This window comes from Jeongeupia sp. USM3 (assembly GCF_001808185.1).
In the GTDB taxonomy this organism is placed as follows: Bacteria; Pseudomonadota; Gammaproteobacteria; order Burkholderiales; family Chitinibacteraceae; genus Jeongeupia.
In genome coordinates, this window is the sequence record NZ_CP017668.1 from 205,339 (window position 1) to 220,831 (window position 15,493).

Consider the following 15,493-nt stretch of genomic DNA (forward strand, 5'->3'; position numbering starts at 1 on the left):
GCATCTCCTTACGGCTGGCAGGCGGGCAGTTCGGTGAAGGTCTGGTAATGGTCGACCGTGACGAAGCGGCGGCCTTTCGGTTCGAACACCAGCCGCTTGGCGCCGCGCTTGCCGCCGCGGTAGTCGAGGTCGGCCTCGCGATACTGGCCGTGCGGCAGTCGTTGTTCACGGTTGCCGAAGCGGTCGCCGCCGATCGAGTGATTGGGCAGCACCTGCCACAGGTCGCGGCCGGGTTTCCAGCCTGCGGCCTGCGCCTCGCGCTTGGTCACGTAGCGCTCGGGCAGGCGGCCGTCGCGGGCCAGGCTGACGAGCACGGCAGAAAGCTCGCCGCGATCGAGTCTTTGCGAAGCGGCGAACGTTGCGGCAATGTCGTCGCAGCGCGACTGGGCCGCCAGCGCCGGCACGGAGAAACCGAGCAGCAGGCCGAGCAGGATGGGGTACATGGCGGGTCCGGTGGTGGGATCAGCAGGGTTCCAGCGGCGTCAGCAGCACGAGTTTCAGCGCTTCGTGATCGACGAGCTTGAACGACAGTTGATGATAGACGAGCAGGCCAGTGTCGGGATGCGAGAAGGCGCGCTCGCCTCCCTGCCGCTCGAGCACGTCGTGACGGCGCCAGTACTCGGCGAACTCGGGGCTGGCCTGAGACAGCTGGCCGATCAGTTCGATCAGGTCTGCATCGTCGACGCTGGCCCGGGTATCGGCTCGGAACTCGGCTGCCAGCCGCCGGGCGCGGACTTCCCAGTCGACGACCAGCGCCCGGGCGGCCGGGTCGAGAAAGACAAAGGCGAGCAGGTTCGGTGCCGCGCCGCTGGCAAGCCACGGACCAAACAGGCCGGCCGCCGCATCGTTCCAGGCCAGCACGTCCCAGCGCCGGCCGAGCACGTAGGCCGGGCCGGCAAAGCCGCGCACTGCGGCCTCGAGGATGCCGGGAGTCACATCGTGCTCGGTGCGTGGCTGTTGCGGATCGTGCCGGCCGGCGAGTTCGAACAGATAGGCGCGCTGCGGCCGGTCCATGCGCAGTGCCACGGCGAGACGGTCGAGCGCGTCGGCCGAGACGCTGATGTCGCGGCCCTGCTCGATCCAGGTGTACCAGGTCGGGCTGATGTCGGCGAGCTGGGCGACCTCTTCGCGGCGCAGGCCGGCGGTGCGCCGCCGGGCGCCGGCCGGAAAGCCGAACGCGGCCGGTTCGCACTGCTGGCGCAGATTCATCAGAAAGTCGCCGAGTTCCTTGCGGCGGATCGAAGCGGACATGCGGTGGCTCTGGCTGTTACTCTTCATACCAGTATAAGTACTAAACTTGTTCCAGTATCCAAACGCTTTTAATCTGCCCTGCATCGGGCGGAAAGGTGCAGTCCTTCCCGTCTGCGGTGGCTGCCGTGGCGTGATCCAGCTCACGCCATTGCGCCGGCAGCACGGTATGATCACACCGTGGTATCACGGTTTTTCTTCTGGAACGAATATGGCCGCACAGACGCTTTACGACAAACTCTGGCACTCGCACGTCGTCAGCGAGGAAGCCGACGGAACCTGTCTGCTTTATATCGATCGCCATCTGGTTCACGAAGTGACCAGCCCGCAGGCGTTCGAGGGGCTCAAGCTCGCCGGCCGCAAGCTGTGGCGCGCGCATTCGGTGGTGTCGACGCCGGACCACAACACGCCGACCGATCACTGGGACGAAGGGATCAAGGACCCGATCTCGCGCCAGCAGGTCGAGACGCTCGACGCCAACATCAAGGAATTCGGCGCGCTGGTCTACTACCCGTTCAAGGACAAGCATCAGGGCATCCTGCACGTCGTCGGCCCGGAAAGCGGCGCGACCTTGCCGGGGATGACCGTCGTCTGCGGCGACAGCCATACGTCGACCCATGGCGCCTTCGGCGCGCTGGCGCACGGCATCGGCACGTCCGAAGTCGAGCTCGTGCTCGCGACGCAATGTCTGGTCGCCAAGAAGTCGAAGGCCATGCTGGTGCGCGTCGACGGCCAGCTCGGTCGTGGTGTAACCGCCAAGGACGTGGCCCTGGCCATCATCGGCAGGATCGGCACCGCCGGCGGTACCGGCTACGCGATCGAGTTCGGTGGCAGCGCGATTCGCGGTCTGTCGATGGAAGGCCGGATGACCCTGTGCAATATGGCGATCGAAGGCGGCGCCCGTGCCGGCATGGTCGCGGTCGACCAGACGACGATCGACTACGTCAAGGGCCGGCCGTTTGCGCCGAGCGCAGAACAATGGGACGCCGCCGTCGCCGACTGGCGCACCCTGGTGTCCGACGACGGCGCGGTGTTCGACGCCGTGGTCGAAATCAGGGCCGAAGACATCGAGCCGCAAGTCACCTGGGGTACGTCACCCGAGCAGGTGCTGTCGGTCAACGGCCGTGTGCCCGATCCGGCTGCGGAAACCGACGCGGTGAAGAAGGGCAGCTACGAGCGCGCCCTGCAGTACATGGGCCTCGCCGCCAATACGCCGATCACCGAAATCCCGGTCGACAAGGTGTTCATCGGTTCGTGTACCAACTCGCGGATCGAGGACCTGCGCGCCGCGGCATCGGTGGTCAAGGGCAAGAAGAAGGCCGATTCGGTCAAGCTGGTGATGATCGTTCCGGGCTCGGGCCTGGTGAAGGCGCAGGCCGAGGCCGAGGGGCTCGACAAGGTGTTCATCGACGCCGGTTTCGAGTGGCGCGAGCCGGGCTGTTCGATGTGCCTGGCGATGAACGCCGACCGGCTCGAGCCGGGCGAGCGTTGCGCGTCGACAAGCAACCGCAATTTCGAAGGGCGTCAGGGGCAGGGTGGACGTACCCATCTCGTCAGTCCGGAAATGGCCGCAGCCGCGGCGATTGCCGGTCATTTCGTCGATGTACGCACTTTTGCGTGACGTGACGCTCTAAACATTTTTGATCTGCTGGAGTGTGTACTCATGAAATCGATTTTCCTGCTCGCCGTTGTCGCCGCTTTGACCCTGTCCGGCTGTAACACCATGAAGGGGTTCGGCCAGGACGTGCAGAAGGTCGGTGGCAAGATCGAGAACGCCGGCAACAAATAATTCGGCTGCCACGCTTCGCCAAAGGGCATCGTGGCCGCGAGGAATCCGCAATGAAAGCCTTTACCCCGTTGAATGGCCTGGTTTGCCCGCTCGACCGCGCCAATGTCGATACCGACGCGATCATCCCGAAGCAGTTCCTGAAGTCGATCAAGCGTTCGGGCTTCGGTCCGAACCTGTTCGACGAGTGGCGTTACCTCGACCATGGCGAACCGGGCATGGACAACAGCGCGCGGCCGGCCAACCCGGACTTCGTGCTCAACTTCCCGCGCTACAAAGGTGCGCAGGTGCTGCTGGCGCGGGATAACTTCGGCTGCGGTTCGAGCCGCGAGCACGCGCCGTGGGCGATCGATGACTACGGCTTCCGTGTCGTGATCGCGCCGAGCTTTGCCGACATCTTCTTCAACAACTGCTTCAAGAACGGGCTGCTGCCCATCGTGCTGCCGGCCGATGTCGTCGAGCGGCTGTTCCTGGAGTGCGAGGCGCAGGACGGCTACCGGCTCGGCGTCGACCTCGAAAAGCAGCGTGTGACGACGCCGTCGGGCGAATCGTTCGCTTTCGATGTGACCGCGCACCGCAAGCACTGTCTGCTCAACGGACTTGACGAAATCGGCCTGACGCTGGCGCACGCCGACGAAATCCGGGCCTTCGAGGCGAAGCACCGCGAAACCAGGCCCTGGCTCTTCGTTTAACCGGTTTGAGCGGTGGAAAATTGGGGGAGGTCAATACGGCCTCCACCTGATTTGTCGTATAGTTAGACGTTTTCTTGTCTACCCGGAAAGAATAAGACCATGATCCTGCATAAGTTCAAAAACCAAGCCGATCTCGACCGCGCCGCCGCCGATCTGTTCATCTCCGTCGTTCGCGCCAAGCCCAATGCGGTGCTCGGCATGGCCACCGGCGGCACGCCGGTCGGCCTGTACAAGGAAATCGTCAAGACCTATCAGCAGGGTCTGGTCAGCTTCAGGGAAGTCACGACCTTCAACCTCGACGAATACGTCGGCCTGCCGGTGTCGCATCCGGAGTCGTATCGCAGCTTCATGCAGACGAATCTGTTCGACCATATCGACATCCTGCCGGAAAACACCCATGTTCCGAACGGCAATGCCGCCGACATCGATGCCGAAGGCCGCCGTTACGACGAGGCGATCTATCAGCAGGGCTCGGTCGACATGCAGCTGCTCGGCATCGGTGGCAATGGCCATATCGGCTTCAACGAGCCGGATGACGAGCTGTCGCGCTTCACCCACAAGGTCACGCTGAAGCAAGCCACGCGTGAAGCCAACAAGCGCTTCTTCAACTCGATCGACGAAGTGCCGACGCATGCGATCACCATGGGCATGGGCTCGATCCTGCATGCCAAGGCGATCCTGCTCGTCGTCAAGGGCCAGGAAAAGGCCGAGATACTCGATCGCACGCTGAACGGCCCGATCACCACCCAGGTGCCGGCGTCGCTGCTGCAGACGCACCCGCGCGTGATCGTGATGACCGACTGCAACGTGACCTACAAGGTTTCGCACTCGTAATCGGACGCGCCGACAAAAAGCGGGAGCGATCCCGCTTTTTGTTTGTCTGAAATAAGGCGAAAAGCCAATAAAAATAATGATTTCACTGGATTTGACGATGAGTTTGAGTCGTGTGGCATGTGTTTCGTGCGTTGCTGTCGCCCTGTTATCTCTGCCGTCTTTTACGGTCGCAGCGACGACTGCTGTGACGGTGCCAGTCCAGAAGTCGGGCGGTTCCGATGAGGCGCAAATACTGTTCTGGAACAGCATCAAGGACAGCAAGGATCCGGCCGAGTTTCAAGCGTATCTGGATCAGTTTCCTAATGGCGTGTTTGCCAAGCTGGCTGAGGTCAAACTTGCCAAACTGCAAAAGCCGGCGATTGTCAGCGCCGTGCGGCCGGCTTCGGTCTCGGTCGTGTCTCAGTCCGCGCAGGTGCCGCTCGCATATCGTGTCAGCTATGGCGGTCGACTGCAGGAGTTGACCCTTCGTTACGACGGTAAGGTCTGGGTGGTTAACGACCCAATCGACCGGCACGCTTGCCTCTTGGGTGCAATTACTGACATCAGTCTCGGCGCAGGCGTGTTTGACGCGAAGCGGCTGCTTGACGAAGCTGCGAGCGGATTGAACGTGACGTACAAGCGAAAGGTCTTTGGTGGCGGCGGCAATGAAGTGCCTGCGTGGTACAAGTACACCCGTATGGAGGAGGGCGGTGCGCTGGTGCGGCTGACTATCGAGGGCGATCAGCGCGGCAAAGGGCCTACTGGGGGGAACGACTCGGTTCGCTTGAAGTTCGACGTGGTGATCGATCGCCAGCGCGGTGTGGTGACGTCGGCCAAATCGATGCTGACCAGTGCCGCCGGCGGGCGTTCTGCCTGCGACGTGGTCCTGGCCGACTGAGTATTCCGATTGGCGCCGTCCGGCGGCGCATATCAACGTTAGGAGTGAGCAAATGAAAGTTCTGATTCTGCCCGGCGACGGCATCGGCCCGGAAATCGTGGCGCAGGCGAAAAAAGTACTGAACGCGCTGCAGAAGGACGGCCTGGACATCACGCTGTCCGAAGCCCCGCTCGGTGGTGCCGCCTACGACGCCTACGGCGCGCCGTATCCGGAATTCACCCAGAAGCTCGCGCGCGAAGCCGATGCGATCCTGCTCGGCGCCGTCGGCGGCCCGCAGTACGACCAGCTCGACCGGCCGCTGCGCCCCGAGCGCGGCCTGCTCGGTATCCGCAAGGACTTGAACCTGTTCGCCAACCTGCGCCCGGCCATCCTGTATCCGGAACTGGCGAACGCCTCGACTTTGAAGCCGGAAGTCGTCAGCGGCCTCGACATCCTGATCGTGCGCGAGCTGACCGGTGACATCTACTTCGGCCAGCCGCGCGGGATTCGCGTCAACGAGGCCGGCGAGCGCGAAGGCTTCAACACGATGCTGTATTCCGAAAGCGAAGTGCGCCGTATTGCCCACGTCGCCTTCCGTGCGGCGCAGAAGCGCGGCAAGAAGCTGTGTTCGGTCGACAAGGCCAACGTGCTCGAGACGACCGAGTTCTGGAAGGAAATCATGACCGACGTCGCCAAGGAGTATCCGGACGTCGAGTTGAGTCACATGTATGTCGACAACGCCGCGATGCAGCTCGTGCGTGCGCCGAAGCAGTTCGACGTGATGGTGACCGGCAACATTTTCGGCGACATCCTGTCGGACCAGGCATCGATGCTCACCGGCTCGATCGGCATGCTGCCGTCGGCGTCGCTCGACCAGAACGGCAAGGGCCTGTACGAGCCGAGCCATGGCTCGGCACCGGACATCGCCGGCAAGGACGTGGCCAACCCGCTGGCGACGATCCTCTCGGCGGCAATGATGCTGCGCTACAGCCTGAACAACGAAGCGGCAGCGGTTCGGGTCGAGAACGCCGTCAAGACCGTGCTCGCCCAGGGTCTGCGTACCGCCGACATCTACGAAGCCGGCACCACCAGGGTCAGCTGCTCGCAGATGGGCGATGCGGTGGTCGCTGCGCTGTAATCGCGTTGCGCCCGGTAAAAGGCACCGCCACGGCGGTGCCTTTTTTCATGGAGCGCCACGGCCAGAGACGCTGGCCAGAACAAGCGCCACCGGCTTACGGTTGCGCCCCTGGTTGCAAAGCCCTGATCAGCTCGGGAAAGCGGCGGTCCCGCCGCAGCGACGCCAGGCGCCAGCGCTGGAGAAGGCGCTCCGCCCATTCGTCGTCGTCGCCGATCAGGCGCTGCAGGTTGGCGAAGGCGGCGTCGGCGTGGCCTGCCAGCGCCCATGCTTCGGCCGCCAGCAACGAGAACCAGGGGTCGAGGTCCCGTGCCTTTTCGTAGTGGACGGCCCAGTCGCCGAACTCCCCGGCGCTCATCGCCGTTGCCGATTCCGCTGGCAGCGTGGCGCTGAATGCGCGATAGCTTGCCACCTCCTCGAAGCCGGCCGCACGCGCAAGGGCGCGGGACTCACGGTTGTTGGCAAGACAGTGCCAGCCGGCGCCGGTCACGCCGTGCGCGGCCAGCAGCGCGAGCGTGTGTAGTACCAGCTGCTGCGCCAGACCCTGGCGCCGGTGCTCGGGCGCAACCCGGACGCCGATCTCGCTGCGGTTGCCGGCGATCATGTCGCTCAGGCACAGGGCCACGACGGCGTCGGCCGCGAGCAGCGCATAGCCCAGATTGCCGTCCAGTGCCGCAGCTGCATCGCAGCCGCGATCCAGCTCGAACCAGTCGTCCAGCGCACGGCGGTCCGCCTCCGACAGGCGATGAAGCCCGTCGGCGCTCAGTGCCAGCTGCCGGTAGCGGGGATTCGTGGCGGCGGGGGGGGCGGCTGGCGCCAGCCCTCGCCGTGCGGCAACACGCTCGTGGCGCCGGGCGAAGCGGTTGATCAGGATGACGGGGAAGTGCGCTTCCCAGCGATCCGGGGCGTAGACCAGGTAGGCCGTGGGCGGAATCAGCGCGCCAAGCGCCTGAAGATCGGCGGCTGCGTCGGGATTACCGGCCAGATACCAGCCTTCCGGGCCGTCGAGCAGCGCGACGTTCGGCTGTTGCACGTCGTCGACCCAGACGTCGCCGGGCGCTTCGGCGGCAAGCACGGCAGCAACCGAGAGATGGAGGTCGACGAATGCCGCAAACAGCGGCCGGGCGATGCGGTAGTCGGTTTTGGGGAGAGGAACCATGAAACTCCTGCGGGGCGGGTAGGTACGCCTCGGACCGGGGGATTGCTGGTCCATCCCGGCGCGTGGCGGCAAGCGCAGTGTCCGGCCGCGCACCGGCGACGGCAAGACGCTGCACAGGGCGGCGCTGGCATTCACCAAGGCGGGCAAAGCGGGGCATGCGCGGCGCGGGCATGGGTGAATCGGCGCAAGTGAATTACAATGGAGCCATTCCCAAAGGGCGCGCAGGCGCCCTTTTCCCATTCCGGAGGTTTCATGGCTCATCTTACCCTTGGCGTGCTCGGCGCCACTTCCTCTCTCGGTCAGGCGTTGCTCGACGTGATCTCCGACAGCCCGCTGCGGCTGGCGGCGCTGTATCCGCTGACGATGAGCGACGACGAAGGCCTGGTCGAGTTCCGCGGCGAAGACCACCCGGAGTTCAACGTCGAGGATTTCGAGTGGACCCAACTGCGCGTACTGGTGAACACCGTTCCCGGTGTCGGCCCGGTGCTGGCCGAGGCCGCACAGGCCGGCGTCATCGTCATCGACCTGACCGGCGCGAATCCGCCCGGCGGCAAGCTCGCAAAGGGCCAGGTCTTGTCGCTGCCCGATCCGTTCGCGCAGCAGCTGGCGACGCTGGTCGCGCCGCTGGCCGAAATCGGCGAAGTGATGCAGGTGACGGCGACCGGTCTGCTGTCGGTGTCGACCGAGGGGCAGGCCGGCATCGATGCCTTGTCCGGCCAGACGCGCGCGCTGTTTGCGCAGACCGAGCACGAGACCGCCGTTTACCCGAAGCGGATCGCCTACAACGTGCTCGGTGGCTTCGGCGAGCCGGACGAGGGCGGCGCAACGGCCGAGGAAAATGCCGCGCTCGCGCTGCTGAAGAAGCAGCTGCCCGGTGATTGCGCGATCGACGTGACGTGCGTGCGCACGCCGCATTTCTTTGGCCATGGCGCCAGCGTCACCGTGCGGTTCTCCGCACCGGTTGCCCAGGATGCGATCATTGCCGCGCTCAAGGCCGGCGAGCGCGTCTTCCTGCTGCAGGTTGCCGGCGAGGCCGGCATCGCCGCGAGCCAGGACGCGGTCGGCGGCGACAAGGTCTGGGTCAGCCGGCTGCGGTTTGCCGCTGACGGCCGCGGCGTGACGCTGTGGAGCGTAGCCGACAATACCCGCCTGCCGGCGCTGGCCGTACTGCAGCTGCTGACGCTGATCGCGGCCAAAGAGTAATCCGTCATGCTGCCGCCGATTTCGCACCGTATTGCCCGGGAACTCGCCTGCCGTCCGGCGCAGGTCGATGCCGCGATCCAGTTGCTCGACGACGGCGCGACCGTGCCTTTCGTCGCGCGCTACCGCAAGGAAGTGACCGGCGGGCTCGACGACACGCAGCTGCGCACGCTCGACGAGCGCCTGCATTACCTGCGCGAACTGGAAGAGCGGCGTGCGGCGGTGATCGCCAGCGTCGACGGGCAGGGCAAGCTGACGCCGGTACTGCTGGGGCAGTTGCAGGACGCCGACAACAAGCAGCGGCTCGAAGACCTGTACCTGCCGTACAAGCCCAAGCGCCGTACCAAGGCACAGATTGCCCGCGAGGCCGGGCTGGCACCGTTGGCGGCGGCCTTGCTCGCCGACCCGACCAGCGTGCCGGAGCAGGAGGCCCTGGCGTTCATCAATGCCGATGTCGTCGACGTCAAGGCCGCGCTCGACGGCGCGCGTGCGATCCTGATCGAGCAGTTTGCCGAGGACGCCGAACTGGTCGGCGGCCTGCGCGACTACCTGAAGAGTCACGGTGTGGTCAGAACCGCGGTCGTCGACGGCAAGCAGGACGAGGGCGCCAAGTTCGCCGACTATTTCGAGTACGAGGAGGCGCTGGTCAAGATGCCGTCGCACCGGGTGCTGGCGGTACTGCGCGGTCGTGCCGAGGGTGTGCTGAACGTCGCGCTCTGCTTGCCGGACGAGACGGGGGCAAGCGTCGCCGAACAGCGCATCGCCAGATGCTTCAGTGTCGACACGGGCAGTAAATGGCTGGCCGACACCGTGCGGCTCACATGGCGCGCCAGGGTGTTCCCGAGTCTGGAAACCGAGCTGGTCGGCGCCTTGCGGCAGCAGGCCGAGCTGGAAGCGATCACGGTGTTTGCGCGCAACCTCAAGGACCTGTTGCTGGCGGCGCCGGCCGGACCGCGGGTGACCATCGGCCTTGATCCGGGGCTGCGCACCGGCGTGAAGGTCGCCGTCGTCGATGCGACCGGCAAGCTGCTCGACACCGCAACGATCTACCCGCACGAACCGCGGCGCGACTGGAACGGGGCGCTGGCGGTGCTCGAGCGGCTGGCGAAGCAGCACCGTGCCGAGCTGATTGCGATCGGCAACGGCACTGCGAGTCGCGAGACCGACAAGCTCGCCGGCGAGTTGATCAAGCAGCTTCCGGCGCTGGGACTGAGCAAGCTGGTGGTGTCCGAGGCCGGCGCGTCGGTGTATTCGGCATCCGAGCTGGCGGCGAAGGAGTTTCCCGAGCTTGATGTCAGCCTGCGCGGTGCGGTGTCGATTGCCCGGCGGCTGCAGGACCCGCTGGCCGAGCTCGTCAAGATCGACCCGAAGGCGATCGGCGTCGGCCAGTATCAGCATGACGTGAATCAGGGCCAGCTCGCCCGCTCGCTCGATGCGGTGGTCGAGGACTGCGTCAACGCCGTCGGTGTCGACGTGAATACCGCATCGGCCGCGCTGCTCAACCGGGTATCGGGCCTGAGCGCGACCCTGGCGGCCAACATCGTCCAGTACCGCGACGCCAACGGCGCGTTTGCCGACCGCAAGGCCCTGCTCAAGGTGCCGCGGCTGGGCGAGAAGGCGTTCGAGCAGGCGGCGGGTTTTTTGCGGGTGATGAACGGCAAGAATCCGCTCGATGCATCGGCGGTGCACCCGGAGTCGTACCCGCTGGTCGAGCGCATCGTCGCCAGAGTGCAGAAAAGCGTCAAGGCGCTGATCGGTGACGTGGTACAACTGCGGCAGCTGAACCCGGCCGAGTTTACCGATGCCCGGTTTGGCGTGCCGACGGTCAGGGACATTCTCGCCGAGCTCGAAAAACCGGGCCGTGATCCGCGCCCCGAGTTCAAGACCGCGCGGTTTGCCGACGGCGTCGAGGACTTGAAGGACCTGCGCCCGGAGATGGTGCTCGAAGGCGTCGTAACCAATGTCACTAATTTCGGCGCCTTCGTCGATATCGGCGTGCATCAGGACGGGCTGGTGCACATTTCGGCGCTGGCGAGCCGCTTCGTCAAGGATCCGCACGAAGTGGTCAAGGCCGGCGACGTCGTCAGGGTCAAGGTGCTCGAGGTTGATCTGAAGCGGCGGCGCGTGGCGCTGACGATGCGGCTTGGCAATGCGTCGGTTGCGGCACCGGCTGGTGCGGCGGCGGAGCCTGCAAGGCGGAAAGCGCCGAAAGCCGATGTGCCGGCTGCGTCCGGCGCGATGGCATCGGCGCTTGCGGGGCTCAAGCTCAAGCGCTGAACCAGCTGGCGGCGAGGTCTGCTGTCGGGGAACGAAAAAAAACCGGGCACGTTAGTGCCCGGTTTGAAGTCTAGGAAGACTGTAGATACGGCTTAGAAGTCGGTACGGAAGCCCACCGAGAACGCGTAGCCGTCCTGGTCGACGAAGTCCGGCGTCAGCGAGCCCGAGTTGTTCTTGAACTTGCCCTTGGTGTCGTTGTCGAGGTTCACGAGGTAGGTGTAGAAACGGGTCTGCTTGGTCGCGTAGTAGACGAGGCCGAGCGAAGCCTGGGCACCGCTGTTGTCGGCAACACCCATTTGCTCGTCCGACCAGGCATAGACGCCCTGGACTTCGAACTGGCCGAACTTGTAGTTGCCGACCACGGCGTAGTTTTCCCAGTCGGTGCCGGTCTTGCCGTTGTCGCTGTCGATGTGTTCCCAGCCCGCGCCCAGCTGCAGGCCGAAGTCGAACTTGTAGCCGAGTGCCAGGTTGGTCGCCCAGGTCGATGCGCCGCTGGTGGTGTTGCTGGCCTGGTCGGCCGACGCCAGACCGGTGGTCTGTGCGAAGGTGCGGTTCTTCGAGTAGTAGTAGCCGAGGCCACCGACGAAGCCGTAGCCGCTGTACAGTGCCGACGCCGCGTAGATCGGCGAGTTGCCGCCAGCCTGCGAATTCTGGTCGAGACCCCACGAACCGCGAACCTGGAAGCCGCCGAACTTCGGCGAATCGTAGCTGACCGAGTTCTGCAGACGGCTGTTGAGCTGGGCATACACGGCGCCCTTGCCCTTGTAGTCGGCGGTGTCGGCGTAGTTGTCGAACAGGCTCGACAGGTCCGACGAGGTCAGCAGGGTCTTGTAGGCGCTGTCGTAGTTGCCGAAGCGCAGGGTACCCCAGTCGCCTTGCCAGCCGCCGAAGGTGTTGCGGCCGCCCCAGGTGGTGTTGCCGGTGCCGCCGTTACCGGAGGTCTTGATGGCCGATTCGATCTGCCAGATCACCTTGCCGCCGATGTCGAGCTTGTCCGAGCCCTTGAAGCCGAAGCGCGACGACTGGTCGATCAGCTGGACTTCACCGTTGTAATCCTTGCCGCCGGCATCCTTGAGCTGGTCGTATTCAAGCGATTCGCGGATCGAGCCGTAGACGGTGACTTCGGCTGCAGCAAACTGGGCCACGAAAGCGGCGCCGAGGGCGGCGGCGATCAGGGTCTTTTTCATTACTTCACTCTCCTGTTGCGGATAAGAGGCCTTGTGTAGCCGGCCTGTACTGTTGCCCCGCCAGGCGTCTCCGGGAATCGGCGCAGGCAGGGCGATCGGAAATCCGGCGTGTGAACGCTCTAGGCTTACGCCGTGCGTTCGTTTTCTATGCCGTTTCGGTGCAGTGAAGTCTACGAGGCGATTATGTATTTCACATTACAAATCGCCCTGATTGATCCGCAGGGAAGAGTGTGTATCTCAGCCGAAGAACAAGCCGTGGAGCGCCTTTCCGGGGGATGGCTGGCGCATGAAGGCTTCGCCGACGAGGAAAGTGTTGACGTTGTTTTGTTGCATTAAAGCGACATCTTGTGTTGCGAGGATGCCGCTTTCGGTGACGACGATCCGCTCGTCCGGGATGTTTTTCAGCAGCCCCAGTGTCGTGTCGAGGCTGACCTCGAAGGTGCGCAGGTTGCGGTTGTTGATGCCGACCAGCGGGGTGGCCAGTTGCAGTGCCGCATCCAGTTCCTCGCCGTTATGCACTTCGACCAGTACGCTCATGCCCAGCGCATGCGCGATGGCTTCGAAGTCCTTCATCTGCACCAGCGGCAGCTCGGCGGCGATCAGCAGCACGCAGTCGGCGCCCCAGGCGCGCGCTTCGAACAGCTGGTATTCGTCGACCATGAAATCCTTGCGCAGCGCCGGCAGCGTGCAGGCGGCGCGCGCGGCCTTGAGGTAGTCCTCGTGGCCCTGGAAGTATTGTCGGTCGGTCAGTACCGACAGGCAGGCGGCGCCGTTGGCTGCGTAGTCGGCCGCGTGCTCGGCCGGCTGGAAGTCGGTACGGATCACGCCCTTGGACGGGCTGGCCTTCTTGATCTCGGCGATGATGCCGGGCTGGCCCGCCGCGTGCTTTGCGCGAATCGCGGCGACGAAATCGCGGCGGTCGCTGTTGGCTTCGGCCTGGGCACGGATTTCGGCCAGCGGAACCGCTTTGCGTGCAGCGGCGACCTCGTCGTGCTTGGTCGCCCAGATCTGTTTCAGGATGTCGGACATGGTTGACTCTACGGATTAATTGGCAAGCTGGCCGGTCGCGCGGACCAGTTCGTCGAGCTTGGCGGCTGCGGCACCGCTGGCGAGCGCTTCGTGTGCGGCGTTGATGCCGTCCTCGAGCGTGACGGCGATGTTGGCGGTGTAGATCGCTGCGCCGGCGTTCAGCAGCACGATATCGCGGGCCGGGCCGGCTTCGTTGGCCAGCACGCGATGGATGATCCCGGCCGACTGTTGCGCATCGCCGGCATGCAGCGCCTTGATGTCGCACGGCTCGAAGCCGTAGTTGCGCGGGTCCAGCTCGTATTCGGTAATGTCGCCGTCCTTGAGTTCGGCGACCGAGGTGTTGCCCGACAGCGTGATCTCGTCGAGGCCATCGCAGCCATGGACGATCATCACGTGCTTCGAGCCGAGCTGCTTCAGTACGCGAGCCTGGATGCCGACGAGGTCAGGATGGAATACACCCATCAATTGGTTGTCGGCGCCGGCCGGGTTGGTCAGCGGGCCGAGGATATTGAAGATCGTCCGTACGCCGAGTTCGCGGCGGATCGGCGCGACATACTTCATCGCCGGATGGTGGTTCGGCGCGAACATGAAGCCGAGCCCGACGTCGTCGATGCACTGGCCGACCTGCTCCGGTGTCAGGTTCAGTTTGACGCCGAGGGTCTCGAGCACGTCGGCCGAGCCGCTGCTCGAGCTGACCGAGCGGCCGCCGTGCTTGGCGACCTTGACGCCGGCTGCCGCGGCGACGAAGGCCGAGCAGGTCGAGATATTGAAAGTATGCGCGCCGTCGCCGCCGGTGCCGCAGGTGTCGACCAGATGGCGTCGGTCCTGTACGGCCACCTTGCTCGAGAACTCGCGCATCACCGTCGCGGCGGCGGCGATTTCCGACACGCTCTCGACCTTGGTGCGCAAGCCCATCAGCAGTGCGGAAGTCTGTACCGGCGTCAGTTCGCCGGTCATGATCTGCCGCATCAGGTAGACCATTTCGTCGAAGAACAGCTCGTTGCTGTAGATCAGCCGGCTCAGTGCGGCCTGGATGGTAATCATGGTGGTTTGTCCGCCTGGATGGCTAGGGTTCAGTTCACGTAGAAGCGCGACAGCTCGTCGGCGCGCCGCCGGTCCATGTCGATCCGGCAAGTCTGCATCGCGACGCCGGCGACCGTGCCGCCGTAAAACGATGCGCCGGCCCAGTTGCAGTGGGCATCGCGGTAGGCGAGGTAGGCGGCGACATCGGTTTCGAACAGGCCCAGCGCGTGGCTGTCCGGCGTCGTTTGATCGAGTCGTCGCATCGCGGCCCGCGCGGCGGCCTCGGCATTGAGCCTGTCCTGTATCGCGCCGGTTTCCAGTTGGCCCAGGCAGCGGCTCAGTTCGACCTGATTGACGCTGTGCCGATCGCATTCGCTGATGGCGGGGGGCGACGGCTGGGCCTGCACACCGGCCGCCGTGAGCAGCAAGGCCGCGGCGATGCGGCGTATCACGCCCATTCCTTGAGGAAGTTGTCGAGCATCTGATGGCCGTGCTCGGTCAGGATCGACTCGGGATGGAACTGCACGCCCTCGATCGCCAGCGTCTTGTGGCGCACACCCATGATCTCGCCGTCGGCGGTCCAGGCGGTCACTTCAAGGCAATCGGGCAGCGATTCGCGCTCGATCGCCAGCGAGTGGTAGCGGGTGACGGTAAACGGCGAGGGTAGCTTGCTGAACACGCCGGCGCCGGTGTGCTCGATTGGCGAGACCTTGCCGTGCATCAGCGTCTTGGCGTGGATGATCTTGCCGCCGAACGCCTCGCCGATCGCCTGGTGGCCGAGGCAGACGCCGAGAATCGGCAGCTTGCCGGCGAAGTGGCGGATGGCCTCGACCGAAATGCCGGCCTCTTTCGGCGAACAGGGGCCCGGCGAGACGACCAGGTATCTGGGCTTGAGCGCTTCGATCTGTTCGATCGAGATTTCGTCGTTGCGGTAGACGTGGACGTCCTGACCGAGTTCGCCGAAGTACTGGACGATGTTGTAGGTAAACGAATCGAAGTTGTCGATCATCAGCAGCATGGCGGAATTCCTTTGAATCTGTACGCGGGGCGGGCGACGGCCTTGGATC

At 64.7% G+C, this 15,493-nt stretch carries 16 protein-coding genes; 8 read left to right on the forward strand and 8 right to left on the reverse strand.

All coding sequences use genetic code 11. The annotated features are described in order from the left end of the window. Positions 1-8 precede the first annotated feature (8 nt). Both BJP62_RS00990 and BJP62_RS00995 read right to left on the reverse strand, forming a co-directional pair. On the reverse strand, positions 9-443 hold the full coding sequence (locus BJP62_RS00990) for a ribonuclease domain-containing protein (RefSeq protein WP_070525636.1): 435 nt from the start codon (positions 441-443) through the stop codon (positions 9-11). 19 nt (positions 444-462) lie between these two features. After that, positions 463-1,251 (reverse strand): helix-turn-helix transcriptional regulator, encoded by a 789-nt coding sequence (locus tag BJP62_RS00995; RefSeq protein WP_070532117.1) that lies wholly within the window; start codon positions 1,249-1,251, stop codon positions 463-465. A 208-nt stretch (positions 1,252-1,459) separates the two neighbouring features. On the opposite strand from BJP62_RS00995, the gene leuC reads away from it, so the two are divergent. The 6 genes from leuC (at position 1,460) to leuB (ending at position 6,554) form a co-directional block, all read left to right on the forward strand. Further along, the gene (gene leuC, locus BJP62_RS01000; protein ID WP_070525638.1) at positions 1,460-2,869 is read left to right on the forward strand and encodes a 3-isopropylmalate dehydratase large subunit; all 1,410 of its coding nucleotides are present in this window, start codon (positions 1,460-1,462) and stop codon (positions 2,867-2,869) included. A gap of 42 nt (positions 2,870-2,911) precedes the next feature. Then, positions 2,912-3,037 carry an entericidin A/B family lipoprotein gene (locus tag BJP62_RS01005; RefSeq protein WP_070525640.1) on the forward strand — a complete coding sequence of 42 codons (126 nt, stop codon included), beginning with the start codon at positions 2,912-2,914 and terminating at the stop codon, positions 3,035-3,037. A gap of 50 nt (positions 3,038-3,087) precedes the next feature. Further along, positions 3,088-3,726, forward strand: a complete 639-nt coding sequence (leuD, locus tag BJP62_RS01010; RefSeq protein WP_070525642.1) for a 3-isopropylmalate dehydratase small subunit — start codon at positions 3,088-3,090, stop codon at positions 3,724-3,726. A 99-nt stretch (positions 3,727-3,825) separates the two neighbouring features. Further along, a complete protein-coding gene (nagB, locus tag BJP62_RS01015; protein ID WP_070525644.1) occupies positions 3,826-4,560 on the forward strand; it encodes a glucosamine-6-phosphate deaminase in 735 nt (244 codons plus the stop codon). A 76-nt stretch (positions 4,561-4,636) separates the two neighbouring features. Beyond that, complete coding sequence (locus BJP62_RS01020; RefSeq protein ID WP_145927053.1) at positions 4,637-5,437, forward strand: hypothetical protein; 801 nt, start codon at positions 4,637-4,639, stop codon at positions 5,435-5,437. Between the two features lie 52 nt (positions 5,438-5,489). Beyond that, the gene (gene leuB, locus BJP62_RS01025; protein ID WP_070525648.1) at positions 5,490-6,554 is read left to right on the forward strand and encodes a 3-isopropylmalate dehydrogenase; all 1,065 of its coding nucleotides are present in this window, start codon (positions 5,490-5,492) and stop codon (positions 6,552-6,554) included. Between the two features lie 94 nt (positions 6,555-6,648). Here the strand turns inward: leuB and BJP62_RS01030 are convergent, their stop codons facing one another. Further along, entirely contained in the window at positions 6,649-7,710 is a 1,062-nt protein-coding gene (locus tag BJP62_RS01030; protein ID WP_070525650.1) for a GNAT family N-acetyltransferase, read from the reverse strand. A 252-nt stretch (positions 7,711-7,962) separates the two neighbouring features. On the opposite strand from BJP62_RS01030, the gene BJP62_RS01035 reads away from it, so the two are divergent. Both BJP62_RS01035 and BJP62_RS01040 read left to right on the forward strand, forming a co-directional pair. Continuing rightward, the gene (locus tag BJP62_RS01035) at positions 7,963-8,913 is read left to right on the forward strand and encodes an Asd/ArgC dimerization domain-containing protein (protein WP_168163768.1); all 951 of its coding nucleotides are present in this window, start codon (positions 7,963-7,965) and stop codon (positions 8,911-8,913) included. A gap of 6 nt (positions 8,914-8,919) precedes the next feature. Continuing rightward, a complete protein-coding gene (locus tag BJP62_RS01040) occupies positions 8,920-11,187 on the forward strand; it encodes a Tex family protein (RefSeq protein WP_070525654.1) in 2,268 nt (755 codons plus the stop codon). 92 nt (positions 11,188-11,279) lie between these two features. On the opposite strand, the gene BJP62_RS01045 is transcribed toward BJP62_RS01040, so the two are convergent. The 5 genes from BJP62_RS01045 to BJP62_RS01065 all read right to left on the reverse strand — a co-directional run bounded on the left by BJP62_RS01045 (position 11,280) and on the right by BJP62_RS01065 (position 15,444). Beyond that, positions 11,280-12,374 (reverse strand): porin, encoded by a 1,095-nt coding sequence (locus BJP62_RS01045; protein ID WP_070525656.1) that lies wholly within the window; start codon positions 12,372-12,374, stop codon positions 11,280-11,282. 237 nt (positions 12,375-12,611) lie between these two features. Further along, positions 12,612-13,403 carry an indole-3-glycerol phosphate synthase TrpC gene (gene trpC / locus BJP62_RS01050; protein WP_070525658.1) on the reverse strand — a complete coding sequence of 264 codons (792 nt, stop codon included), beginning with the start codon at positions 13,401-13,403 and terminating at the stop codon, positions 12,612-12,614. A gap of 15 nt (positions 13,404-13,418) precedes the next feature. Continuing rightward, positions 13,419-14,447 carry an anthranilate phosphoribosyltransferase gene (gene trpD / locus BJP62_RS01055; protein ID WP_070525660.1) on the reverse strand — a complete coding sequence of 343 codons (1,029 nt, stop codon included), beginning with the start codon at positions 14,445-14,447 and terminating at the stop codon, positions 13,419-13,421. A gap of 29 nt (positions 14,448-14,476) precedes the next feature. After that, positions 14,477-14,878, reverse strand: a complete 402-nt coding sequence (locus tag BJP62_RS01060) for a lysozyme inhibitor LprI family protein (protein WP_168163769.1) — start codon at positions 14,876-14,878, stop codon at positions 14,477-14,479. Further along, positions 14,875-15,444, reverse strand: a complete 570-nt coding sequence (locus BJP62_RS01065; RefSeq protein ID WP_070525662.1) for an aminodeoxychorismate/anthranilate synthase component II — start codon at positions 15,442-15,444, stop codon at positions 14,875-14,877. The genes BJP62_RS01060 and BJP62_RS01065 overlap by 4 nt, the downstream gene beginning before the upstream one ends. Between the last annotated feature and the right edge of the window lie 49 nt (positions 15,445-15,493).

Bases quoted from the DNA above. Each gene is read 5' to 3' on its own strand.
- leuD (WP_070525642.1), top strand. From the start codon at position 3,088: ATGAAAGCCTTTACCCCGTTGAATGGCCTGGTTTGCCCGCTCGACCGC.
- trpC (WP_070525658.1), bottom strand. From the start codon at position 13,403: ATGTCCGACATCCTGAAACAGATCTGGGCGACCAAGCACGACGAGGTC.
- BJP62_RS01020 (WP_145927053.1), top strand. From the start codon at position 4,637: ATGATTTCACTGGATTTGACGATGAGTTTGAGTCGTGTGGCATGTGTT.
- leuC (WP_070525638.1), top strand. From the start codon at position 1,460: ATGGCCGCACAGACGCTTTACGACAAACTCTGGCACTCGCACGTCGTC.
- nagB (WP_070525644.1), top strand. From the start codon at position 3,826: ATGATCCTGCATAAGTTCAAAAACCAAGCCGATCTCGACCGCGCCGCC.
- BJP62_RS01005 (WP_070525640.1), top strand. From the start codon at position 2,912: ATGAAATCGATTTTCCTGCTCGCCGTTGTCGCCGCTTTGACCCTGTCC.
- trpD (WP_070525660.1), bottom strand. From the start codon at position 14,447: ATGATTACCATCCAGGCCGCACTGAGCCGGCTGATCTACAGCAACGAG.
- BJP62_RS00995 (WP_070532117.1), bottom strand. From the start codon at position 1,251: ATGTCCGCTTCGATCCGCCGCAAGGAACTCGGCGACTTTCTGATGAAT.
- BJP62_RS01065 (WP_070525662.1), bottom strand. From the start codon at position 15,444: ATGCTGCTGATGATCGACAACTTCGATTCGTTTACCTACAACATCGTC.
- BJP62_RS00990 (WP_070525636.1), bottom strand. From the start codon at position 443: ATGTACCCCATCCTGCTCGGCCTGCTGCTCGGTTTCTCCGTGCCGGCG.
- BJP62_RS01035 (WP_168163768.1), top strand. From the start codon at position 7,963: ATGGCTCATCTTACCCTTGGCGTGCTCGGCGCCACTTCCTCTCTCGGT.
- BJP62_RS01040 (WP_070525654.1), top strand. From the start codon at position 8,920: ATGCTGCCGCCGATTTCGCACCGTATTGCCCGGGAACTCGCCTGCCGT.
- BJP62_RS01030 (WP_070525650.1), bottom strand. From the start codon at position 7,710: ATGGTTCCTCTCCCCAAAACCGACTACCGCATCGCCCGGCCGCTGTTT.
- leuB (WP_070525648.1), top strand. From the start codon at position 5,490: ATGAAAGTTCTGATTCTGCCCGGCGACGGCATCGGCCCGGAAATCGTG.
- BJP62_RS01045 (WP_070525656.1), bottom strand. From the start codon at position 12,374: ATGAAAAAGACCCTGATCGCCGCCGCCCTCGGCGCCGCTTTCGTGGCC.